At 41.2% G+C, this 24,527-nt stretch carries 21 protein-coding genes; 13 read left to right on the top strand and 8 right to left on the bottom strand.

Annotation, left to right across the window (positions count from 1 at the left end; translation table 11 throughout):
* Positions 1-318 precede the first annotated feature (318 nt).
* Both ald and NSS87_RS01360 read right to left on the bottom strand, forming a co-directional pair.
* Entirely contained in the window at positions 319-1,452 is a 1,134-nt protein-coding gene (gene ald, locus NSS87_RS01365) for an alanine dehydrogenase (protein ID WP_042184149.1), read from the bottom strand.
* Between the two features lie 281 nt (positions 1,453-1,733).
* On the bottom strand, positions 1,734-2,960 hold the full coding sequence (locus tag NSS87_RS01360) for a Zn-dependent hydrolase (protein WP_339248377.1): 1,227 nt from the start codon (positions 2,958-2,960) through the stop codon (positions 1,734-1,736).
* Positions 2,961-3,187: 227 nt separating this feature from the next.
* Between NSS87_RS01360 and NSS87_RS01355 the strand changes: the two genes are divergently transcribed.
* From NSS87_RS01355 to NSS87_RS01340, 4 genes are read left to right on the top strand one after another with little or no spacing between them, the layout of a single operon-like run.
* Positions 3,188-4,219 (top strand): glycosyltransferase family A protein, encoded by a 1,032-nt coding sequence (locus NSS87_RS01355; protein ID WP_339244342.1) that lies wholly within the window; start codon positions 3,188-3,190, stop codon positions 4,217-4,219.
* Entirely contained in the window at positions 4,216-5,343 is a 1,128-nt protein-coding gene (locus NSS87_RS01350) for a polysaccharide pyruvyl transferase family protein (RefSeq protein ID WP_339244341.1), read from the top strand. Before NSS87_RS01355 ends, NSS87_RS01350 begins: the two co-directional genes overlap by 4 nt.
* Positions 5,318-6,865, top strand: a complete 1,548-nt coding sequence (locus NSS87_RS01345; protein ID WP_339244340.1) for a sugar isomerase — start codon at positions 5,318-5,320, stop codon at positions 6,863-6,865. The genes NSS87_RS01350 and NSS87_RS01345 overlap by 26 nt, the downstream gene beginning before the upstream one ends.
* A 19-nt stretch (positions 6,866-6,884) precedes the next feature.
* Positions 6,885-8,201 (top strand): glycosyltransferase family A protein, encoded by a 1,317-nt coding sequence (locus NSS87_RS01340; protein WP_339244339.1) that lies wholly within the window; start codon positions 6,885-6,887, stop codon positions 8,199-8,201.
* Here the strand turns inward: NSS87_RS01340 and NSS87_RS01335 are convergent.
* Positions 8,175-9,287, bottom strand: coding sequence for a beta-eliminating lyase-related protein (locus NSS87_RS01335; protein ID WP_339244338.1), 1,113 nt, complete (start codon positions 9,285-9,287; stop codon positions 8,175-8,177). The two genes, NSS87_RS01340 and NSS87_RS01335, sit on opposite strands and share 27 nt — an antisense overlap.
* 157 nt (positions 9,288-9,444) lie before the next feature.
* Between NSS87_RS01335 and udk the strand changes: the two genes are divergently transcribed.
* From udk to NSS87_RS01305, 6 genes are all read left to right on the top strand, one after another.
* Positions 9,445-10,071 (top strand): uridine kinase, encoded by a 627-nt coding sequence (udk, locus tag NSS87_RS01330; RefSeq protein WP_042184138.1) that lies wholly within the window; start codon positions 9,445-9,447, stop codon positions 10,069-10,071.
* A 160-nt stretch (positions 10,072-10,231) separates the two neighbouring features.
* On the top strand, positions 10,232-11,824 hold the full coding sequence (locus NSS87_RS01325) for a spore germination protein (protein ID WP_339244337.1): 1,593 nt from the start codon (positions 10,232-10,234) through the stop codon (positions 11,822-11,824).
* A 97-nt stretch (positions 11,825-11,921) separates the two neighbouring features.
* Positions 11,922-13,034, top strand: a complete 1,113-nt coding sequence (locus NSS87_RS01320; protein WP_076286653.1) for an endospore germination permease — start codon at positions 11,922-11,924, stop codon at positions 13,032-13,034.
* Positions 13,035-13,058: 24 nt separating this feature from the next.
* Entirely contained in the window at positions 13,059-13,289 is a 231-nt protein-coding gene (locus NSS87_RS01315) for a hypothetical protein (RefSeq protein ID WP_339244335.1), read from the top strand.
* A gap of 44 nt (positions 13,290-13,333) precedes the next feature.
* Positions 13,334-14,539 carry a Ger(x)C family spore germination protein gene (locus NSS87_RS01310; RefSeq protein ID WP_339244334.1) on the top strand — a complete coding sequence of 402 codons (1,206 nt, stop codon included), beginning with the start codon at positions 13,334-13,336 and terminating at the stop codon, positions 14,537-14,539.
* 21 nt (positions 14,540-14,560) lie between these two features.
* Complete coding sequence (locus tag NSS87_RS01305) at positions 14,561-15,673, top strand: endospore germination permease (RefSeq protein WP_339244332.1); 1,113 nt, start codon at positions 14,561-14,563, stop codon at positions 15,671-15,673.
* Positions 15,674-15,837: 164 nt separating this feature from the next.
* On the opposite strand, the gene NSS87_RS01300 is transcribed toward NSS87_RS01305, so the two are convergent.
* The 4 genes from NSS87_RS01300 to NSS87_RS01285 form a co-directional block, all read right to left on the bottom strand.
* Positions 15,838-16,869, bottom strand: a complete 1,032-nt coding sequence (locus NSS87_RS01300; RefSeq protein WP_042184130.1) for a LacI family DNA-binding transcriptional regulator — start codon at positions 16,867-16,869, stop codon at positions 15,838-15,840.
* A gap of 100 nt (positions 16,870-16,969) precedes the next feature.
* Positions 16,970-17,803 carry a carbohydrate ABC transporter permease gene (locus NSS87_RS01295; RefSeq protein ID WP_042184128.1) on the bottom strand — a complete coding sequence of 278 codons (834 nt, stop codon included), beginning with the start codon at positions 17,801-17,803 and terminating at the stop codon, positions 16,970-16,972.
* Complete coding sequence (locus NSS87_RS01290) at positions 17,803-18,645, bottom strand: sugar ABC transporter permease (RefSeq protein ID WP_042184126.1); 843 nt, start codon at positions 18,643-18,645, stop codon at positions 17,803-17,805. Before NSS87_RS01290 ends, NSS87_RS01295 begins: the two co-directional genes overlap by 1 nt.
* A gap of 155 nt (positions 18,646-18,800) precedes the next feature.
* Positions 18,801-20,183, bottom strand: a complete 1,383-nt coding sequence (locus NSS87_RS01285; protein WP_076286658.1) for an ABC transporter substrate-binding protein — start codon at positions 20,181-20,183, stop codon at positions 18,801-18,803.
* Positions 20,184-20,469: 286 nt separating this feature from the next.
* Here NSS87_RS01285 and NSS87_RS01280 point away from each other — a divergent pair, with 286 nt between their 5' ends.
* The 3 genes from NSS87_RS01280 to NSS87_RS01270 all read left to right on the top strand — a co-directional run bounded on the left by NSS87_RS01280 (position 20,470) and on the right by NSS87_RS01270 (position 23,598).
* A complete protein-coding gene (locus tag NSS87_RS01280; RefSeq protein WP_339244328.1) occupies positions 20,470-21,120 on the top strand; it encodes a hypothetical protein in 651 nt (216 codons plus the stop codon).
* A gap of 67 nt (positions 21,121-21,187) precedes the next feature.
* Complete coding sequence (locus NSS87_RS01275) at positions 21,188-22,234, top strand: hypothetical protein (protein WP_339244326.1); 1,047 nt, start codon at positions 21,188-21,190, stop codon at positions 22,232-22,234.
* Positions 22,235-22,248: 14 nt separating this feature from the next.
* Positions 22,249-23,598, top strand: coding sequence for a Mur ligase family protein (locus tag NSS87_RS01270; RefSeq protein WP_339244325.1), 1,350 nt, complete (start codon positions 22,249-22,251; stop codon positions 23,596-23,598).
* Here the strand turns inward: NSS87_RS01270 and NSS87_RS01265 are convergent.
* Positions 23,593-24,390 (bottom strand): hypothetical protein, encoded by a 798-nt coding sequence (locus tag NSS87_RS01265; RefSeq protein WP_339244324.1) that lies wholly within the window; start codon positions 24,388-24,390, stop codon positions 23,593-23,595. The genes NSS87_RS01270 and NSS87_RS01265 overlap by 6 nt on opposite strands.
* Positions 24,391-24,527: the final 137 nt, after the last annotated feature.

Genomic DNA, 24,527 nt, shown 5'->3' with positions numbered 1-24,527 from the left:
CTCCAATTCAGGCACAATCGGGGATATTCCTCGTATTTATAGGGAGAAATTCCCTAAAAATAGCGTTTTAAGCTTTTTTCGCGTAATTTATAGGGAGGATTTCCCTAAAAACTCCAACAAACCTCCACCCGATCCAACGATCTTCATAACGCAGTCCTAAAGCCTTTACAGCCGGATCTCCCCACACCGAACTGAGCCGAAATTATTACTCCCAGAAACAACAAACAGCAAACTCCCAAAGCGGGAATTCGCTGTCTATCGGTTCCTAAATATTACCACTTATTTGGAACGCATCTATTCATCTCTATTTAGCTCTATTTAGCTCATCGTGAACGTCTGCTCCATAGCTTGTTCTACCGTAAAATGTTTCTCGCCAAGCGCTTCAGCCACGGCTTGGCAGGTGATTTTACCGTTGGCGACATTTACGCCGCTTCTTAGGCCGGCATTATCCTGAATCGCCTTGATCACGCCTTTATTGGCAATTTGCAGGGCATATGGAACGGTGACATTGGTTAAAGCGATCGTCGAAGTTTTGGCCACAGCGCCCGGCATATTAGCAACAGAATAATGCAGCACGCCGTGCTTGATAAATACAGGATTATCATGTGTTGTCACTCTGTCGATCGTCTCTACGATACCACCTTGGTCAATGGCCACATCGACAATCACCGATCCCGGCTTCATGGTCTTGACCATTTCTTCTGTAACCAGCTTCGGTGCTTTCGCACCCGGAATCAACACCGCACCTACCAACAGGTCTGCCTCAGCTACCACTTTGGCAATATTATAAGGGTTAGAGATCAGCGTATTGATCTGTGCCCCAAAAATATCATCTAATTGACGCAATCTTTCAGCACTGAGGTCAACAATTGTAACATCAGCACCCAAACCGATAGCCATTTTTGCAGCGTTTGTACCTACTACTCCACCGCCGATAATGCTAACTTTGCCACGACTAACCCCGGGAACACCGGAGAGAAGAATCCCTTGTCCGCCATAGTTTTTTTGCAAGAACTGAGCGCCAAGCTGAACAGACATCCGGCCCGCTACTTCACTCATCGGTGTTAATAACGGCAAGGTACGTTCATGAACAACCGTCTCATACCCGATGGCAAAGACACCCTTGTCTTTGAGCGCAGCGGCCAGAGAAGGTTCAGGCGCAAGATGCAGATATGTGAACAAAATAAGGCCTGGACGGAAATAAGGGTACTCGCTTTCCAGCGGTTCTTTCACTTTCATCACCATTTCGGCAGAGCTCCAGACCGTAGCTGCGTCCTGAATTAGCTTCGCTCCGGCAGAAGCATACTCTTCGTTCGGAAATCCACTTCCCACACCAGCCCCAGCTTCCACCAGCACTTGATGTCCTTCTTTAATAAGGCTAACTACACCCGCAGGCGTTATGGCTACACGATTCTCATTATTTTTAATTTCTTTAGGCACTCCGATAATCATCATTCATCTCTCCCGTCTAATGTAGATCCCTTATGTAAAGAATGATAACATACGTTTAGTATTCCCAATTTGGTAAAAAATTAAAATATTATCTATCATCATTGTGTTTTTACACAAAGGATTCGACTTAAACCGCCCAGTAACTTTATGTCATTTGGTACCCAACACAACCCTAATCATTATCTCATAAAAAAAGACACTGCTTAAAGTGTCTTTTTGACGATTTTGTATGAAATTAAAGCACTACTTCCATATTGGAATGTTATGTTTAGTAACGCGTATTACTTTGACAACAATAACATCACCGTTTCTAAGATTACATTTACCCCTTTTTCACAGTCTTCATAAGAGGTAAGCTCCTCTTCACAATGGCTTTTTCCCTTCACACTAGGTACAAACACCATCGCGGATGGCAGAAAGCTAGCTACAAACTGAGCATCATGCCCTGCGCCACTAGCAATCTTCCGATTAGAATAACCTAAGACTTGTGTCGCTTGCTCCACTAAATCACATATCCCCCGGTCAAACCAAACAGTCTCTCTACCCCAAAGCTTGGTCTTACTTACTCCGCAGTCCAGTAGCATCTCCGGCAAGCTATGAATAATAGCTTCCACCTCACGGACAATCTCCATATCTTTATGTCTAGCCTCAATGGTGAAGATCACTTTATTGGGAATGACGGTATGAATATTAGGAAACACATTCATTCTGCCCATGGTATACACCAGTTCAGAATCGAGCGCACTAAGCTTGCTTCTAAGCTCCGTGATCAAATCCGTGGCAGCGAACAAGGCATCCTTGCGCATTGCCATAGGCGTAGTGCCCGCATGATCCGATTCCCCCGTCACCTCAATCTCATAACAGGCCATGCCAACTACACAGTCCACCAGACCAATCGACAGTTCTTCTTGTTCTAGCACAGGACCTTGCTCGATATGAAGCTCCAAATAAGCAGTGGCTTCGGTAATACGATTGCTCATTTCTCCCTTATACCCACTTTTCTCGAGCGCTTCTCCAAAAGTAATGCCCTCTGGATCTTTTTTATTCAGCATTGTCGCCTTATCGAACTTCCCGGACAGCACACCAGAGGCCATCATCGAAGGCTCAAAGCGAGCTCCTTCTTCATTTGTGAAATTCATAATGGTCACTGGTAGCCTCGGCTTTATTCCGTGATCCACGAGTGTGCGCACCACCTCTAGTCCAGCGATCACGCCTAGTACGCCATCGAATCTGCCGCCTTTTTTCACAGTATCCATATGCGAACCAATTACGATAGGAGGTCCAGATGCTACACCCGCAAGCGTAGCGTACATCGTGCCCATGTCGTCCATCTTCACAGACATCCCCAGCTCTTCACAGCAAGCGCAAAAATATTCCCGAACCTTAAGATCCTCTTCCGTCAGCGATAACCGGGTCACGCCGTTGTTATCTGTACGCCCATAATCCGCAAATGTCTCAATCGTATTCTTTAATCTCTCACCGTTCACGAATATTTTTTGCAGCTGCATCATAGGTCCCTCCGCTTCGAGCGTTCATGATTTTATAGACTTTCTATATATGTTATACCAATCGATATGATTGTCATTTTACATACTGTAATAATTATTATTCGCGTAATGTTACAACAAAATAGAGGTAGCAATAAGTAAACTAAAGTAGTATATACAATCTTTTGAGACGGAGGGTAAGCTTAAGATAGCTATTTATCCAGTTCTACCAAGGAAAGGAGCAGCACATGAATCTAAGCATTGTGGTCCCAGTATACAATATAGAACATTATATAACCCCTATGTTTAATTCACTCCTTACCCAAAGTGAACCGCATTTCGAGGTTATTATCGTGGATGACGGATCTACGGATAACACTTACAACGTTATAGCAAATATTCTCGCACTTCACCCCACCCTTTCCTGCAAAGTCATTCGAACAGAGAATCAGGGGGTTAGTTCGGCTAGAAATAGAGGCCTAGCAGAAGCCACAGGGAATTATGTGTTGTTTCTGGATGGAGATGATTATATTTCTGCAGACTTAGTGCGGACCATTCATACCTATATCCATGACGCTGGCCCCGAGATTATCTGCTGGGGTTATAACCATGTTTCAGAGGATGGAGTCACTACTTTGAGTTATACATCCGCTTATAGCGACATAACAGGCAGTGAAGCTCTGACTCATATTTTTGTGGACAAAAGCTTACGAATATGGACAGGGAGCATTGCGTACAAACGGGAATTGTTACTCCTTCATGATCTCCAATATACGGAATGCTGTGTGAATGGAGAAGATCAGGAATTCATCTACAAAGCCTTATCCAGAGCCGCCAGAGTTGTCACGCTTCCAGATATTCTATCGTTTTATTTACAAAGAAACACGTCAATTTCCAACAGCTATAATGTGAAAAAATTTGATGTCGTCGATGTATTCAAACGGGTCGATGCCTACTTTCAGGCACATCCCTTTGAGCAGTTGGATACGATATCCCCTTATATAAGAAATCGTGAGCTGATCGAGAATTACTTTTTCAACATAAAGACCTGTCTAAATGAGACAGAAGGGGTAAGCATTCAGGAGTTACTTCGCGACATCGATCATACCTATCCTGAACTAAATCAAGAAATGTATGAACTCATAAGACGTTATAGGGGCAATGATCGAAGATTAGCCCTTTATATCCGAGCATTCTTAATCTCCCCGCTTCTATATCACAGATTCATTTCTGTGGAGAGAAGCTTATCCAGGTTCAAGCGAAGGGAATCTAGAATATGAAAAAGATGCTGATCTATGCCTATACCGAATTTAATTTGGGCGATGATTTATTCATAAAGGTGTTGTGCGAGAGATATCCGGATACGGAGTTCAGAATCTGCGCTCCACACCTATACAAGCTATGCTTCAAAGAGATCAAGAATCTCAAAGTGATTCCTTCCGATTCCATTTTCTTAAGAGGTATTGCCTATATTTGCAGAAGATTAAAGATACATAATCTGGTGCAAAAATATATGGCAGACCACTCCGATGGCGTTGTTCATATCGGCGGATCGATTTTTATGCAGGCAGAGCATTGGGAAGAGCATTTCAAGAACGCAGAAGCTATTCGGAATAAGAATAAGCCCTACTATTTATTAGGATCGAATTTCGGCCCTTACACAGATAAAGAATATTATGAGGAACACAGGCGGATTTTTAAGGACTATACAGACATCTGCTTTAGAGAAAAGTACTCTTATGATTTATTTGAGGATCTGGATCATGTCCGTTTAGCACCCGATATTATTTTTCAGCTTAACCCGTCAGGTCTTCAAACCGAACCAGAGGATTATATCGTCTTATCCGTCATTAAGCCTTCTGCTAAAGGTCTGAACGGTTTTGACAACCTCTATTATGAAAAAATGAAAGAACTCGCAATTTATTTCATTGAAAAAGGCTACGCTGTTCATTTCATGTCATTTTGTGAACACGAAGGCGATCAGCTGGCGATTGAGGAAATCCGGAATCTTATGGGCCCCTCCTATGAGGATGCCACCCAAGTGCATTTATATAAAACGAATATGGAAGAGGTCTTGGCCGTTCTAGCCCATTCCAGCTTTATCGTAGCTTCAAGATTCCATGCGATGATCCTCGGCTGGGTATTGGGTAAACCAGTGTTTCCCGTCGCTTACAGCAAAAAAATGATCAATGTAATGGAAGATGCCCAGTTCAAAGGGCTATATACCGATTTCACTACACTGGAGCAGCTCCAGCCTGCGCAGGTTTTTGAAAGTATGACTACTCACTATATGGATGTCACGCCGCAAGCCAAACATGCCGAAAGGCATTTCGAGCATCTGGATACGTATTTATCGCTTTACGAAAGGAGGATACGTTATGAGAGCCAAGCGGAGCATTCTTAACTTATCTTTTGGACTCGGGAGTCAGCTCATTACGATCATCCTCGGTTTTTTTATACCCCGACTGATTATGGTCAACTATGGCTCAGAGGCCAATGGTTTAATCGCTTCTATTGTACAAATTATTAGTTATTTGGCACTGCTGGAAGCCGGCGTAGGCGCCGCTTCGATCCAAGCCCTATATAAGCCAGTAGCTTCGGATGATAAGAACCACATCAACTCTATTTTGGCCGCCACCTCTAGCTATTATAAAAAAACAGGCATTTATTATTTCTTCGCCGTCCTTCTAATCGCCACCGTGTATCCATTAGTGATCACTTCTGACATCGATCGATTATCGATTATGCTCATTATTTTACTCACAGGAATGGGCGGAGCGATCAATTATTATTTCCAAGGGAAATTCAAAGTACTCCTCGCTGCTGAGGGAAAAAGCTATGTTGAAACTTCTATAGTCACTGTCGCTAATATTCTGAACAATGTAATTCGGATTCTGTTATTACTTCAAGGCGTTAACATCATCGCTGTGCAAGCTTCATACTTCATACTGACCATACTTCAAATCGTCGTCTTCTATATTTATATCAATAAGCATTACAAATGGATCAACCTAAATCTTAAACCAGACTATGAAGCCATTGGTCAAAAAAATTCTGTCTTAGTCCATGAGATCTCCTACTTAGTGTTTAGAAATACTGACGTGCTAATCCTGACTATATTTACGAACTTAAAGATCGTCAGCATTTATGTCATGTACAACATGATTTTTACGATTGTAGATAACATCGTCCAAACCATAAACGGAAGCGTGAAGGCTGCTCTCGGCCAGAGCTTTCATGAGAGTAAAGAAGCCTTTATTAAATTTTATGATGCTTACGAAGTGTATTTTATGGGGCTCATTTTCTCGATTCTAACGGTAGCTTACATTCTAATTCTACCTTTTATGAAACTGTATACCGCTGGGGTAAATGACGTGAATTATATCGATATGTGGCTGCCGATCCTGTTCGTAGTCATCAAATTATTAACCAATGCCAGAGCTTCCTCCAATAATGTGATTACGATCGCCGGACATTTCAAGAACACACAGAACCGTTCCATTCTAGAATCCGCTATCAATCTAGTCGCTTCTATTGTCTTCGTTATCTTTATGGGGATTTACGGTGTATTGATGGGGACGATAGCCGCTCTCTTGTACCGTTCCATAGATATCGTGGTCTATGCTAGCAGACATCTGCTGGATCGGAGCCCTTGGGTCACTTTTAGAAGATGGCTAACGAATGCAGTAGTTTTTGTGGGCATTATTCTGATCTCCAGCGCCATCGACATCCCTATCCATTCCTATGCAGGAATTATGTTGTGGGGTGTACTGTTAGGGCTTGTGATCCTGCCCGTATATTTCGTCATTGCCTCCTTAATGGAACGGGAAGTATTCCTGTATACATGGGGGCATCTCAAAACGTATCGATATAAACTCAAAAGTAAAATTGCAGCTAGACCTAAGGTAAGTGGTTTATCCAAATAACACAGCAGGAGGCCCCCAAATGGATCATAGCGAGGTTTTGCAGCAAGCCTGTTACGTCTTTCTAAATGACCTTAATGATGAAATCAACCATTCATCTGCCCTTCAATTGGATGATCAAGAGATATTCCAACGATGCCGCCTGATCATAGATAAAGAACAAAATCCGCAAGTTAAAACCTATCTAGAAATCTTATCTGAGGTGATCCGTGCTTATCTCACAGGGAGAGCTTCAGAAGATGCATTAAGGTTCTATCTGTCAGAGCAATTCAGTATTGTGAACGAAGAAATTGACGGGTTAATCCATAGGATCGTTGCAATCAAACATCAGTCCTCCCATACGGATACTTCACACTCAGCACTCCTTTCCTTTGCCGAATATCCCAAGGTTAGTGTCATTATCACTACTTACAATAGAAAGGCATTTCTAAATCAAGCGATCCAAAGCATCTTAAAGCAAGACTATCCTTATATAGAGATCACAGTTATTGATGATTGCTCTACAGATGGCACGGAAGAGTTAATGTATCAAAACTTCGGGGGCGAGTCACGGGTAATCTACATGCGAAACGAAAAAAATAGCGGACCGGGAAATAATCGCCGTAAGGCTTTTGCTGCTCATGGTGATGGGGAGTATGTTCTTTTTCTCGATGATGATGACTATCTGATTGATATGAGTTATTTAAGTAAGGCTGTGGACTTTCACAATCACCATCCCGAAATATCATTTGTGGCTGCTAATGTGTTTCTTGAATTTTCAAAGGCCAAGCAACTGAAGATCAGTAGCCTACAGCTAAGCAGGATTATTAAGAAGCAGGATTATTTCATGAATTTCGAGAAAAAAGGATATCCGAAGCCCTCCTCCACCTTAACAACTGTCTTTAAGCGTGAGGCTTTAATGGCTATGGATATCCTGAATATGAACATGGTTAACGATGCTTCTATTTATCTGCGTTCCTTGCTCATCGGTGATGCTGGCTTCATAGATACCCTTGCCGGTGTGTACAGATTACACGGGGACAACATTACTTTTAATTTGAGTCAGCGATTCTTAATTGAGAATTTGGAGGAGAAGCTGTTAATTAAGAATATGGCCGTTCAGAAATATGGTTATCACGAGCAGGAAATGACGGAATGGTTTAACCATAATGCTTATGATACGATCTCATACTATTTATTAAATTCTGCGAAAGACGCCACAGACTTTAAATTCATGTATCATTGGGCCCTTAACCATTGCCCGCCGATCTACAATCAATTAAGAAATGAATTCCGTACAAAACTTATTAAAAAACAATTATTACGGATCTCGTTACTTCGAACGCTGCTCGGAAGATGATTCACGCATTAGCTTATCGAGCAGCAGTAAGAATCCTTTTACCTCTTCTTTAGGGATGTCGGCGTACTTGTCTCCAATACTGATCTCACAATAAGAACTATGTTCTCCCGTTGGTCTTATCGCTGCGCTTAAACCGATTCCTGTTGCCTCATATGCAGAAGACAGGATCGGTTCAATGCTCTCCCTAGACATTTGAAAATGCATATGAAACATGTTGGAGACAGGCTCAGCAGGTAACGTAGTCACCGCATGACATTGATTAACTAAAGCAGCAAGCTCTTTAGCCCCTTCATAATACTGCTGCATCTTATCTACTCTTTGCTGGTAGTAATAATCAGAGGAAATAATGTATGGATACAGACTGATTAGGTCGCCACCATGCCGCCGTTTCCATATCTTCGATTGCTTCGTAAACTCCTCACCGCCTGCAAGAATCGCGCCAGCAATTCCTCCGATTCCTTTATACAGTGAGATATAGACACTATCAAAGAGGGCGCAGATCTCAGCAGCTGTCTTTCCATAATAAGGAAGCGTCTCAAGCAATCTTGCGCCATCCAAATGCAGCTTAATTCCCCGAGCACGGCAATGTGCAGAAATCGCTTCAAGCTCCTGATACTCTGGTAACTGTCCGCCAATCTCACGCTGTGGCAATTCAAGCAGCAGACAAGCAATATCATCCTTCATTTGTAATACATCATCCAAGGTAATTAGTCGATTCTTATCCGCAAGTAGGACAGGCTCGATATGATGCAATTCCTTCAACCCATCCTGCTCATGGATCTCTAAATGACATAAAGGGTGATAGGCGACGCTCTTGAGTCCTTTTTCATCACACCATATTCTTAAAGCGATTTGCTGTGCCATCGTTCCACTCGGAAAGAAGACTGCTGTTTCTTTTCCCAAAAGCTTCGCCATTTCCGACTGGAAATCCTCAATCACCTTTCCCGATCCATAAATATCAGATGGTGTACTATTCTCTACAGCTTCAAAGGCTTCCTTCAAGACTTGAACATCTCGATCCCCATGTCCTACGATTCGATAAGTCGTTTCATTAAACGCCTCTTGCATTGATTTTTTTCCGTTCATTGGTAGAATTGCCCCTTCCGTGTTTGCCTTGTCCCTAATATAGACGAATTTCAAAAAATCCCATCTTAATTTTACCCGATCTAAGGTGAAAAAACATGAGCGCTGTGCTACAATATTGGAATTGCAACGGCAATCTTAGGGAGGGTTATTGAATCACATGCTCATCATTGGTATCGCCGGCGGCACCGGCTCGGGAAAAACAACCGTAGCCCGCTCCGTCATTGACCGTCTTGGAACGGGAAAGGTAACTTTCATATCTCAAGATAACTACTATAAAGATCATTCACACCTCAGCTTCGCTGAACGTGAATCCATCAATTACGATCATCCTTTCGCTTTCGATAACGAGCTGCTTATTGAGCATCTTAAATGTCTGCGAGAAGATCAGACTGCATATGCACCGGTGTATGACTTTACAGTTCATGCCCGCTCCACTACGGAGACTGTAGAACTGAAACCCAACAATATTGTAATCATCGAGGGACTCCATGTTCTATCCGACGAGAACCTCCGCGATATGCTTGATATCAAAGTCTTTGTTGATGCTGATCCTGATGTACGCATCCTCCGCCGGGTACTCCGCGATATCGAGGAACGCGGTCGGAGCATTCAATCGATCCATCATCAATATTTGAGCACGGTTAAACCGATGCACGAAGCTTTTATTGAGCCATCCAAAAAATACGCCGATTTGATCATCCCTGAAGGTGGCCATAATGAGGTCGGTATCCAGTTGTTGTCCATCCTAACTGAGAAACATTTATATAACGACTGGACGTCCTAAAGTTCTTAAATACCTAGTTCTAACCCTAGCTGTCGAGATTCTCTCGACGGCTTTTTTGCATGTTCATCCCCAAACCTGCAGTTGACTATTCAAAGAATAATCCCACCGCATTTTGGTAATAGCTAATTTCACAGCAGTTTGCGGAAGAGGGATAACAACTATGGGATTTCTAAACAGAACAATAACTAAAATATTCAAAAACCCTACATTAGGGCACCCCAACCCCACTAGAGAATTACCTAAAGAACCTCTCAAAGAAAACCTTCAAGATAATATTGAACATATAAAAAAGACGCTCGGCAATAGCACAGACCTTGTGATCAGAGATTTCTTCATTGGCTCCAAGCAACAAATGAAAGCCGCTATTTTCTATACAGATGGACTTGCTGACAGTAAAGCTATTCAGGATTTCATTCTGGAGTCTCTTGTCTTAGAAATTCCAGATTTGAGCTTAGAGCCTGATAGTGACAACTATTCCTTATTAAAAAATCACATGCTTACCGTAGGTGATATCAAAGATGCGATGGAGTTCCATTCTTTGCTAAACTCCCTATTATCAGGAGATGTGATCCTTTTACTAGATGGATACGCTAAGGGCTTCACGATTGGCATGCGTGGTTGGAAAGACCGTGGTGTCACGGAAAGTGCTACAGAAACGGTGATCCGTGGACCTAAGGAAGCCTTCACAGAAAGCTTGCGTACCAACACTGCATTAATCCGGCGGAAAATAAAAGATCCTAATCTGTGGTTAGAAACACAACAAATCGGACGTGTGACCCAAACCGATGTATCCATTATGTATATCAAAGGAATTGTAGATGATGGGATTGTACAAGAAGTACATACACGTTTAGATCGAATCGACATCGATGGCATTTTGGAGAGTGGTTATATCGAGGAATTAATTGAGGATGAAACCTATACTCCATTTCCAACGATTCATCATACCGAACGACCTGATGTTATTGCAGCTGCGCTTATGGAAGGAAAAGTAGCTATTTTAGTAGATGGAACGCCTATAGTCATGACGGTTCCTACTACATTCGTTTCCTTCATGCAGACCGCTGAGGATTACTACCAACGTGCAGATGTTGGTACCTTAGTTCGGATGCTCCGTTATTTCTGTATATTCATTTCTCTTTTAGCCCCATCCTTATATGTAGCTATTACTACTTTCCATCAAGAGATGTTGCCTACAACCCTACTCATTAGCTTAGCTGCTCAACGGGAAGGCGTACCGCTTCCAGCGTTTATTGAAGCCCTCTTAATGGAGCTTGCTTTTGAGATTCTAAGAGAAGCCAGCGTGCGTATGCCTCAAACCATAGCCCAATCTGTCTCTATAGTGGGAACGCTAGTCATTGGAACGGCTGCAGTAGATGCTGGCATTGTTTCTGCCGCCATGCTCATTGTCGTTGCTGTCACGGCAATCTCCAGCTTTGTTCTACCAGCCTTTGATCTCGCCTTGACGGTCAGAATGCTTCGTTTCCCAATGATGTTTCTAGCCGCTTCCTTCGGATTGTTCGGGATCATTATCGGAATTATTGCGATTGTTCTGCACATGTGCAGTTTACGCTCCTTTGGAGTTCCTTATATGAGCCCGCTAGCTCCGTTTAATCTTGTTGATCAAAAGGACACCTTTTTCCGAATGCCTCGTTGGGCTATGTTTACCCGTCCTAAGCTAATCAATCAAAAAAATCTCGTTCGGGAAAAGAGTACACCGCCGGAAAAACCGGGAGATCTGACGGAGGAATAAACTATGAAACGAAAATCTTTGTTAAATTCGCTTGTTTGGGAAAGTAACTAACTCTTTCTTGGAAGAAATGAAGTAATCATTAGGAGTGAACGAAACCATGTTAGAAAAGGGAAAAATAAGTGCCCGTCAGCTAACCATTCTTGTCATGCTCCTTACTATTGGCGATTCTATCCTTATAATTCCCTCTTCCACTACAGAATACGCCAGACAAAATGCCTGGATTTCCACTTTAATTGGGATGGTAGCAGGTTTATTAGCAGTCTATATGTACAGCAAGTTCGCAAAGTCATATCCCAATTTAACGCTTATTCAAGTGATTCAAAAGGCTTTTGGAAAATGGATAGGAACTATTATATCCCTTACATTTTTAATCTATTTTCTTATGGTTTCCGTTGGAAGTATGCGAGAAATCGGTGATTTTGTGACCTCGGAAATGTTACCTGGAACCCCTATTCCGGCCACTCTAATCTTGTTTATACTGATTATGATTATGGCAATACGACTCGGTATTGAGGTTATAGGGCGAGCTAGCGAGCTCTTCATTCCTATGTTCATTGTCTTATTCCTAATCCAGACGATTGCTATTATTCCCCAGATGGAAATTGTCAGAATACTGCCCGTATTGGAGGACGGAATAAAGCCTGTTCTAAGAGGGGCTATCTCCATCACTACTTACACCTTTTTAGAAACAGTTGTCTTTCTCATGATACTTCCTTATGTAAATCAACAAAAAATGATAACAAAGAGTTTCTTACTGGGTACGCTTCTAGGCGGTATTGTAATTTTTATTACGCTCACCGTCTCCATCCTGGTGTTAGGTCCGGATCTGACGACTAGAGATATCTATCCCAGTTATAACATCGCAAGGCGTATATCAGTTGGCGGATTCTTCGAACGGGTTGAAGCCATGATAGCTCTACAATGGATGTTAACTTTGTTTATAAAAGTAACTTTGTACTTCTATGCTTTCGTTCTGGGGTTGTCCCAATTATTAAAATTAAAAGATTATCGCGTGTTATCCTTACCCACAGGGATGATTTTAGTGGCACTCGCTCCAATCATTGCTCCGAATTTCACTTATTATAACGCTATTTTTGATAATTATTGGGTGTACTATGTTATAACCTTCGGTATTTTTGTACCGTTTGTGTTATTAAGTATGGGCATCTTTCGTAGAGCACTCAGCAAAGACTTAACATCTCGGAACTAAAGATTGTTTGGGAGGTTGTGAACATTGGGTATAGTAGTGATCCTCATCATTGTAGCCGTTATTATAGCCTTCGAAGTGCCTCTTATGCTGAGGAAAAATTTAATCAAGGAATTTTGGGTTTTTTTATTTCTTCTGTTGCTGGGAACTTTTTTTAGTCTGATTTACGTCATGAATATCTCGATCTCAGACCCGTTAGCCTGGATGGTGTTCATCTATAAACCTGTAGCCGACATGGTAAATGCCTGGTTATCTTAAAAATAATGGGACTAAACCCGAGAGATCTAACGGAGGAATACACCATGAAACGAAGATCACTTCTACTTTGTCTTCTTGTTCTCATACAAATTGGGTTAACTGGTTGCTGGAGTCGACAGGAAATGAATGATCTCGCGATTGCCGTAGGGATCGGCATCGATAAGATCGGAGATCAATATCAAGTTTCTGCACAAGTGGTTTTACCCAGTCAAATCGCTGGCTCAAAAGGGGGAAGTCCTCAATCACCCGTTAACCTTTACAAAGAGACAGGAAATACTGTATATGAAGCGCTTAGGAAGATCACAACCATTAGTCCACGTAAAATTTACATCTCTCATCTGCGGATCTTAGTCCTTAGCGAGGCTCTGGCTAAAGAGGGAATCAATGACGTTCTTGATTTCATGTCAAGAGATACCGAAGCGCGAAATGATTACTTTATTGTGGTGGCAAAGGATGCACGGGCAGAAGATACTTTGAAAATATTAACTAGCCTCGAAAAGATTCCTGCTGTGCGATTGTTTTCCAGCCTGGAAACATCGGAGAAAAAATGGGCACCTACATCTACTGTGACATTAGGAACACTGATTACAGAACTTGTAAGTAGGGGTAAGAATCCAGTCTTAACAGGGGTTGTCATCAATGGAAATGTAGATGCAGGAGAAACTCCGAAGAATGTAGAAACCGTAGATTCTCCAACAGAATTGAAATACTCTGGATTGGCCGTATTCAAAGAGGACAAATTGATCGGTTGGCTAAACCAAGAGGAATCAAAAGTGTATAACTATTTAACGAATAAGGTAAAGAGTACGATTTCCTTCATTAATTGTCCCCGAGATAAAGATAAAAAGATATCTCTTGATATATTTAAGGCCGAATCAAAAGTAAAAGGCAGCATGAATGGCAACAACCCAGAAATCAGTATCGAGCAACATATAGAAACAGATTTAGGAGAAGTTCAATGTAGAAATCTAGACCTCACCAATCCAAAGACCATCACCGAATTAGAACAAATCGCTAACGTGAAAGTAGAGCATTTATTCCAGACTACGATTAAAAAAGTACAACAAGAATACAAATCCGATATTTTTGGATTTGGCGAGGTCATCCATCGCTCTAACCCACAGGCGTGGAAAAAACTGAAGGATAATTGGGATCAAACCTTTGTTAACTTACCAGTAAACGTAAAGATGAACATAGAGATTCGCCAGTTAGGGAAAGTAACTAACTCTTTCTTGGAAGAGACGAAGTGATAAATTGGAGGGAACAAAGCCATGCTCGAAAAGGGTAAAATAAGTATTCGTCAACTTACCATTCTTGTTATGCTTCTTACCATTGGGGATTCCATTCTTGTAATCCCCCCTTCCACTACACACTACGCCAAACAAAATGCCTGGATTTCCTCCTTAATTGGAATGATCGTAGGTTTACTAGCCATTTTTTTGTACAGCAAATTCGCAAAGTTATACCCCAACCTAACGCTTATCCAAGTGATTCAAAAGGTTTTTGGAAAATGGATAGGGACTATTATATCTCTTTTGACCTTAATGTATTTTCTCATTGTTACCGTAGGAAGTATGCGGGAAGTCGCTGATTTCGTGACCTCGGAAATGTTACCCGGAACCCCCATTCCGGCCATTCTAATCTTATTTATACTGATTGTCATTATGGCAACACGACTCGGTATTGAGGTTATCGGACGAACGGGTGAGATCTTTACTCCCATGGTTATAATCCTATTTCTAATCCTAACGGTCGCCATTATTCCTCAGATGGAAATAGTCAGAATGCTGCCCATATTGGAGGACGGAATAAAGCCAGTGCTAAGAGGGTCCATCTCCATTTCGGCTTACACCTTCTTAGAACCCGTTGTCTTTCTAATGTTCCTCCCTTATGTAAATCAACAAAAAAAAATAACAAAAGCCTTATTACAGGGCTGTTTCCTAGGTGGGATTATCATCTTCCTGACAGTCACTGTTTCCGTATTAGTACTAGGTCCGGATTTAACGACCAGAGATATATATCCCAGTTATAACATAGCAAGACGCATATCGGTTGGTGGGATCTTTGAGCGGGTTGAAGCCATGATAGCTCTAATGTGGATGTTAACCTTGTTTATAGAAGTAACATTATACTTCTATGCTTTCGTCCTAGGGTTATCCCAATTATTAAACTTAAAAGATTTTCGGGTGCTAACTCTGCCTACTGGGATGATCCTAATCGCACTAGCACCTCTCATTGCTCCGAATTACACCTATTACAACGCGGTGTTTGATAATTATTGGGTGTACTACATTATAACCTTCGGGTTATTTCTACCCTTGGTATTGTTAAGTGTGGGGATGTTTCGAAGTGCACTGAGCAAAGACTTGAAATTTCGGAATTAAATAGGAGCGGCCTTTTTTACCTAATATCAATCCGAATCCGAGTAGGGTCACCGAATGCGGCGAGAGACCGTGTGATGTTGCTGATTCATTAAGTTTAATCTCTTGCGGCTCTATCTCCCCACCCCGATTCGTAAATAAACATAAACCTATAAAATTTTTTGACACTACAATATAGATCTCGTAGATTCTCTAACGATTAATTCTGCAGGGAAAATCTGATGCGCATGATTTACCTTCTTATTAATGAGATCAAACAAAATCTTAATCGACGCTTCCGCAATTTCTACTACTGGCTGTTTGATGGTAGTAATAGAAGGATTATAATAGAAGGAAATATCCAGTCCGTCATAACCTGCCACAGAGTAATCTTCAGGAACTCGCTTGCCTGCTTCAAATATGGCTTTACAAGCACCGATGGCCATACTATCTGACAAGGTGAAAATAGCAGTAAACTCTTCCCCTGACTCTAGCAACTCTTTTGTAACCGCATATCCATTTTCCATACTATAGCTGTCAATATTCTCTTTCATCCGCCGTACTAGCCGTTCATTATAAGCTATTCCATGATCAGAAAGAGCCTTTTTATATCCTTCATATCTTAATTTACCGATACTCACATCATCTTCAGGCGCGGTAATAACTGCTATTTTTTCATGTCCCAGATTACATAAATAGTCTACAATTTTATAGCTCTCATTAAAGTCATCTACAGATACGGAGGAATAGTTACTTAGATCAAACTCTTCCGTCATCCCAATCGTGCTGAGGACAAATGGAACCGTCAATTGCTGTAATTTTTCTTGAGAGTGTGAGAATAATCCCCCCAGGAACACAATTCCCTTCAGGCGCTTTTCTTTCTCCAGCTCAATTGCCACTTCGATCTCATCTTGATTCTCATCGACTCGCTGTAGGATAAAGGAGTACTTCTTTCGCTGGATCTCTTTTTCAAATACTTTAATCATCGGGCTGAAAAATGGATTTGATATCCCTTTGATCAATACTGCAATCGTTTTCGAATCGGAACGTTTTAAATTTCTGGCACTGTTATTCGGTACATAATGGTTTTCTTTGATGACCTTCATAACCATCGCTTTTGTTTCTTCATTAATATCCGGATGATTATTTATAGCTCTAGATACTGTAGTCACGCCAACCCCACATAATTTGGCGATATCTATGATAGTCAATCTCTCCATTTCTACCTTTCCTTTACACGTTAAATAAGAAAGTAGGGGATTCTTGAAGAGAAGACTCCACAAGAAAAGCACCCTACTCGCTTCTACATACATATTCTATTTAACCCTTAACGGCTCCTGCAACGACACCTTCGATAATATATTTTTGGCAGGTGAGGTAGAAAATGATGATGGGTACAATAGCTAGAACTAGCATCGCCATCATAGCTCCCATATCAATCGATCCGTATCCACCTTTTAGGTACTGTATCGCAATAGGAATGGTTTTGTATTCAGTACCGATCAGTAGGTCGGGCAACAGGAAGTCATTCCATACCCACATTACATTAAGGATCGCTACGGTTACAGCTATAGGCTTAAGGATGGGCAATACCACTTTAAAGAACGCCTGCGGTGGATTACATCCATCAATCATAACCGCCTCTTCAACCTCCAGTGGGATGGACTTCACAAATCCACTAAACATAAATACCGATAGCCCTGATCCAAATCCCAGATAGATCAAGATTATCCCAATCGGATTGTCGAGATGCAGTACATTGGCTGTCTTAGTCATTGTGAACATAACCATTTGGAACGGTACGATCATCGAGAACACAAATGCGTAATACATCAAGTTCGTGAATTTTGATTTCACCCGAGTAATATACCATGCGGTCATGGAAGTGAATAACACGATTACAGCAACCGAACACACCGTAATAAACAAGGACATTCCAAAAGCACTGAAGAAATCAATCTTCGCTATACCGCTAGTATAGTTCTTCAAACCAACAAAAGTAGTTCCATTAGGGAATAAGAAAGGTGTATCACTAATGTAGAACTTACCTTTAAAGGAGTTCATCAGAACAATAAAGATCGGAGATAAGAACGCAATGGCCAAGACCAACAAAATAGTGAATATGGAATAGTCTTTTGCTCTAGTCTGTTGCATTAGTTCTCAACCTCCTTTCTTCTAGTAATGACAAGTTGTACTAAGGCGATTAAGGCTACCAGTGCAAAGAATACGACGGCTTTCGCTTGACCAACACCTTCCCATCCTGTTTTTCCGTAGAAGGTATTGTAGATATCCAGTGCTAACATCGAGGTCTGCTTAGAAGGAGCACCAGCGGTCAACGCTAGGTTTTGGTCAAACAATTTGAATGAATTCGATAACGTTAAGAATAAACAAATGGTAATGGATGGCATTACGAGTGGAATCGTCACATTACGTAAAATCTTTGAACGTGAAGCTCCATCAATTCTTGCGGCTTCTACTATATCCTTAGGCACATTTTGAATACCTGCAACATAGATAATCATCATGTAACCTATCAATTGCCAATTCATAAGGATGATTAATCCCCAAAATCCATAAGTTGCGTCAGAGGTCAAAGTAACTCCAAATTTATACAGAATCCCATTAAAGATCAGCTGCCAGATATACCCTAATACGATACCGCCTATCAAGTTAGGCATGAAAAAAATAGTTCTAAATACGTTAGTCCCTTTTAGCTTTCTAGTTAACAACATCGCCAGTATGAAGGCGAATACATTAATCGTAAGAACAGATAGAACTGTAAACTTAACAGTAAAGCCTAGTGCATTTAGAAATTCTTGATTTGAAAATGCTTTAATGTAATTGCCAAACCCTATCCATTTTGCATCATTAACGGTAGTAAACTCTGTAAAGGATAAATATATACCTAGCAGAAAAGGTACAACAAATGCGATCCCAAAGGCTATTATGGTCGGTAATGCAAAAAGAGCAAAATATTTTCTTATCGATTTTTCCATGGAGTCTTCTCCTATCTCAGGATGGAAAATGATGAAACAGATGAATTCACTCGAATTGTTGCTTAGTGCCACTGAAATTCCAACGGGAATCCAGTGGCACTAAGCTTTTATCTTTATAACAATGAGAGTTATTCAATCATTTTTCCATGCATTTATTATTTTGCCTTTTCAGCCTTCCAAGTGTCCTTAAAGATGGTTACAACTTCATCCCAGGTTTTATTGCCTTGAGCATATTGCAAGAGCGCATCACCAAAGACATTTTTGAACTCTTCACTTGGGAATGCCGCAAATGTCCAAGCTACGGAAGTCAGATCTTTTTCCATCCAAGCGGATACTTCTTTAGCAAGTGGATCTGCTGGTTTTTCGCTGTCTTCAAACGTGTTGAATGGAGCGATAAAACCTAAGTCGTTCGTTACATAAGCTTTACCTTTTTCACTGGAGAACAGCCATTCCAAGAATGCGATAGAAGCTTGTTGGTTCTCAGCAGAGGCTTTGCTGTTGATTGCCAAATAGTTTTCTGTACCTACAGCTAGACCTTGTTTTTCTTCGCCTTCCATACCTGTGTAGATAGGCAAGAATTTGATGTCTTCAGCTTTAACTACGTTACCATCTACATCATTGATTTGTGACCAAGCCCAGTTACCGTTTTGAACCATCGCTGCGTTACCCAGTGCGAATTCAGCCATGGAGTCCGCTACAGATTTACTACCCAGAAGGGATTCTTTAGTCACAGAGTTTTTGATGTAAAGATCAAAGATGTTTTTGAATTTATCGTTATATTTGAATTCAACTTCCTTAGAAGCTAGACCGGCAAGAACTGTGTTATCAAACTCAGTGTTGTCTTTGAATTCATAGTACAGTGGCAAGTTAGCCAAGTGAGTCTGCCATCTCCATTGTTCACCCGCAGCGAGGGAAGTCGAGGCGAATACGCCTTTGATACCCAGTTGATCTTTTTTAGCGGTCATATCTTCTACTACTGCTTTCAAAGTCTCGAAATTATTGATTTCAGTTGTGGAAGAGATCGAAACAGCTTTGTCAGCTAAAGCGAAGTATTTCTTCATAATGGCGTCGTTGTAGATAATACCGTATCCTTCAACTACGTAAGGGATACCATACACGCCTTCGCCTTCAGTTACAGCCAAGCTTTTGTCGGACAAGTAGCTGTATAGCTTAGTATCTTTCAAATCCAAGGTGTAATCTTTCCACGCTTGGAAACCAACAGGTCCATTAATTTGGAAGATCGTAGGTGCATCGGACTTAGAAATTTCGGATTTCAATTTGGTTTCGTAAGTACCTGCTGCAGCTGTTACGACTTTTACTTTAACGCCTGTCTCCGCTTCATAATCCTTAGCGATTTTTTCATATATTTCTGCAATTTCAGGCTTGAAGTTTAAAAAGTAAACCGATCCATTTTTACCAGATGAAGCGTTTCCACCATTGGTTGCTGTATTGTTCTCTTTATTCCCACACCCTGCTGCCAAGACTACAACCATAGACATTACCAACATGAGCCCTAGATATTTTTTAATATTCTTCATTTTTCTTCCCCCTCGAACTTTTTATTAAATTACTTCTCTTAAAGACGTCTCCGAGCTTGCTCACCGAGAATAATGTCAGCGTTTTCATTTCTCTTAAATATTCTCCGCTTTTTTTCCGGTATCCTTATCGGTAACGTTTTCAATTGAAATATTAGCACACCGTTTGGAACATTTCAATAACCATTTTATTGCAGAAACTCGCCATTACAAATCTTCAAACGTTATAATAGACAAGTATAAACGCCTTCGACTTTCTTATATTTTTAAAATAACTATGAATAGGTGATTGCATATCTTATCTCTGATCGAAAAGTATGAGTTACAATTCTCTAATAATAATTATTTTGGCGATATCGGGGTAGAGCCCTCTTACTCCATTGTAGAAGGTACTCTTCCTGTCCTTGTGTCTGCTCCGCATGCCATTAACCACTATAGAGAACATGCTGTAAAACCTGCAGATATGTATACAGGCTCTCTTGCGCTGCTGTTACAAAAGCTTACCAATTGCTACTGTATCTATTCCAATAGCTTCTCCAAAGAAGACCCCAATTACATCCTTGGCGGAGAATATAAAGCTGCACTTGGAACAATTGTCAAAGAACATCAAATTAACTTTGTTATAGACTTGCATGGTGCCTCTAAGGATAGGGAATTTGATATTGATTTAGGTACATTACACGGAACTTCCATACAAGAAAATAACATAAATGAAGTCGTACGTATTTTTTTCAATAATGGTATTACCAATGTTCATCAAAACCATACATTTTCTGCATCTCATCCGGGAACGGTCACATCGTATTCCGCCAAAGAGCTGTTAGTTCAAAGTATTCAAATTGAAATTAATCGAAATTATCGTAACCCGAAATCATTTGATTTATTCCAAAAAACCATTCATTCCCTCGAACAAATCATCAATCAATTGGGAGGTGCCTAACATAAATATCGAGCAGACCTTCACCCTATTGGACAAACAAAGCTATACTGCCCGGGAAGAACTCACGATGAACCCCGACGAGCTGGCTGAATTAGGCTTAGTCCACCATATCTTTGTCGAGCTTAAAGCAGAGAATGATGCTCAGGTTAGCTGTTTGCTTTTATCTAAAAGTGATATCCCTAGAGGCAGTATTCAATTATCTAAAAGAGCAAAGGACAAGCTAGGAGATTGCCCCATAACAGGATTAACCATTACTAAACCTGAGTACAACACGATTTTTCGGGGAATTCCTAAAGTGGACGAGATTGCCAAACCTTATGTCAAAGCTTGTCCAACGCTCGTCCGCAAGTATTCGAACCATGTAGAGCTGATTAATCCTAAGAATGGCTTTCGGGTAAACTTAACGTTAAAAGAGGATGACACAGCCAAGCCGAATGCACTATATTTCAACAGATATATCATGTTGTTACTTGAGACTCATGCCACTGAGGATGATCAACTAATTATTACCCGTGCAAGAACAAGTCCTCAGTCCAAGCCAGGCATACATAAACTTATACATCTGGGAATCAAACGGCCCTTAACCGCATTAGGAAATCTTTTTATAGGCAAAAGAGAGCTTACACTAAGAGTAGGGCATCCCTACCCTTTTGATGAGCACCAAAATCTATGCCGAATTCACCCCAATGTTAGAAAGCTGCTGGGTATGGAAGAGACCGACAAAATCGTCATCACCTATAACAACAAAGAAATCACCGTCCCCATCTTAGATATAGACACTGAGCATATTGCCCAGTTGATCAAGCTAAATGAGGAGGATGATCAGCTCAAATTTATCGACAGCCACTTATTTATCGGAATCACCGCTTTGTCACGAAATGAACTAGAAATCCCCAGTATCGGCACATCGGTTACCGTAAAGAGAAGCATGAACTCCCTATTCTTAAAACACTTAAATAAGCTGGTCTTGCCTGTAATTGCTCTATTGTTTACAGTAGTACAGCTGTATAAGGATTTGAACTGGAGCATCGCTCTGACCGTTGCTATTTCTCTGATACTACTTCCGATAATCATCTACACGACACTATCTGAAGAACGAGCAAAAATTAACTAAATGGAGCGATGATCGTGGAATTCACTTCACAAGCCCAGGTAGAAGATATGATCTACAGCTCTTATCTAAGAGCCATTAACAACATCACTGAAACTTTGGATGGACAAGTTAGACGACCGGAATTAACCAGAGAATTGCTGGAACTAGTCGGAAATCCGGATCGAGATCAACAATACATACTAGTCACAGGCAGTAAAGGTAAGGGATCCACCTCAAGGTTTATCTCTTCTTTGTTAAGTCACCTAGGCTATAAAGTGGGCTTGTTTACCTCCCCTCATCTGGTGGATTTCAACGAAAGAATACGGATTGACGGGCGGGCCATATCCGCAGAGGATTTTGTACGATTAGGAAATGTGGTTCGCGAGGGATTTCAAACGATTGAAGATCAGCTTGCCGCTGATGAGTATCAAGGTCCTGTTGGGGTGGGTCTGGCGATTGCGACGTTGTACTTCAAGGAGAATCATACCGATTTCAATGTAATTGAATGTGGAAGAGGCGGAAGGTTTGATGACACGAATGTCCTGAAGAATAATTGGGCTGTCATTACTCCGATTATGGAGGAACATGTAGCTAATTTGGGACCTGACCTGAACAGCATTACACTACATAAACTGGGTATCGTCAAAAACAAGGCTACTAACGTCTATATTAGCAAACAGAAATCGAGCGTACTTGCGACTATAAAAGCGAACCTCACTTCCAACACTGTCCAGTATTATGAGGAGCAGTTCTGGGCTGACTCTATTGCAATAACACCCGTTGGAACTACTTTTAATGTTCAGACAAATCAAGCAATTTACCCGTCCTTAACGATTCCGTTATTGGGGCAATTTCAAGCTCTAAATGCAGCCACTGCAGTCGCACTATGTGAGGATATTACAAGTGGTCCTCTGAATAGGGAACTCGTTCTCAAATGCTTTGCACAATTGCAATGGCCGGGTCGCTGTGAAGTGATCTGCCATGATCCATTAACGATAATTGACGGAGCAATTCATAAAGAGTCGGCAGGCTATTTGGCTGAGCTTATTCAACTGGTGAATCCTGACCGCAGCCGAGCTGTAACTTCAATTATCGGTGTCCCTAAAGATAAAGATTACCCAGGGGTTATCGAAGTGATGAGTTCGGTCTCGGATCAATTAATCATCACAAAGCCCGATATTAGTCATCTTTCTTTTCCTACAGATGCACTCCATGTTGCCAAACGTTTTATCGAACAAAGTTACGAGTTCCCCTATTTAGAGGACGCTCTAACGCACATACAAACTCGCTCGTCTTCCGAGATTATTGTAATTGTCGGCACGCAAACCTTTATCGGAAATGCCAAAAGATTATTCGGGCAATCGCTGCTCGATATCGGCTTATAGCTTCTCAAAGCGCTGGAGAATGACTTCCTGATAAAGATCAGATAGCGCTGGCACTTCACTTGGATTCTGCTTACAATACTCATCTAGCATAACCTTATGATTCACTTCGATCACCCTGAGGCCTTGATCTGTCTCTAAAATATCCACGGAGCAAAAATCAAGGCCCATCGCTTTAGAGGTCTCGGAAGCAAGCGCCGCAAGCGCCGCTCGTTTGGCCTGATCGCTAACCTCAATAGCAACAGCCCCGTTAATCAAATTGTGCTTCCAAGAGCGAACTCTTTTTTTTCCAAGGAATACACGCGCCTGGTGATTAAAAGTTACGATTCTATACTCAGTCTCCGCTTCATAATAGGGACCTATTGCCCCATTAAGCTGTAAAGAAAATAATAAATCCAGCTTTTCGTGCAGATCCGCTATCTCATTAATTTTGTACACATGATTTCCCTGTGCCCCGTTATCCTGCTTCATAACTACCACCCCATTGAGCGTTTGGAAATAACGTTCAGCCAATGAATAAGGATTCAAGTTGTTAAATTTGGAGTCAGGATGTGGCAAATAGATATGTTCTACCGCGGGGATATTCGCCTTATGCAAAACGTCATAAGTTAGAGATTTACTCATAGCAATGATCGTAGAAGCACTGTTGTTTAGTCCGATCTCAGCGTCTACCATCACAAATGATTTCAATCCATCCGTCGCTCTATATACGAAATTCGGTGTAACTTCCTCAAAGGTAATCCCTGAGGTTGTAACAGAATGCTGGATCATTTTCAAGTAAGGTCTAGTCGTCATTCAGTTTCCTCATTTCTAACAAAATATGACCAAACCTAATCATAGCATGAGAAATATCAATCGAAAATATCATTTATATGTTATAATTACTATCATAAAAACCTTATAAATCTTGTTTGAGGGACTTTCTTAAAAAA

Source organism: Paenibacillus sp. FSL F4-0243, assembly GCF_037963295.1.
Taxonomy (GTDB): Bacteria; Bacillota; Bacilli; order Paenibacillales; family Paenibacillaceae; genus Paenibacillus_AQ.
This window is presented reverse-complemented; position numbering and strand designations above follow the sequence as displayed.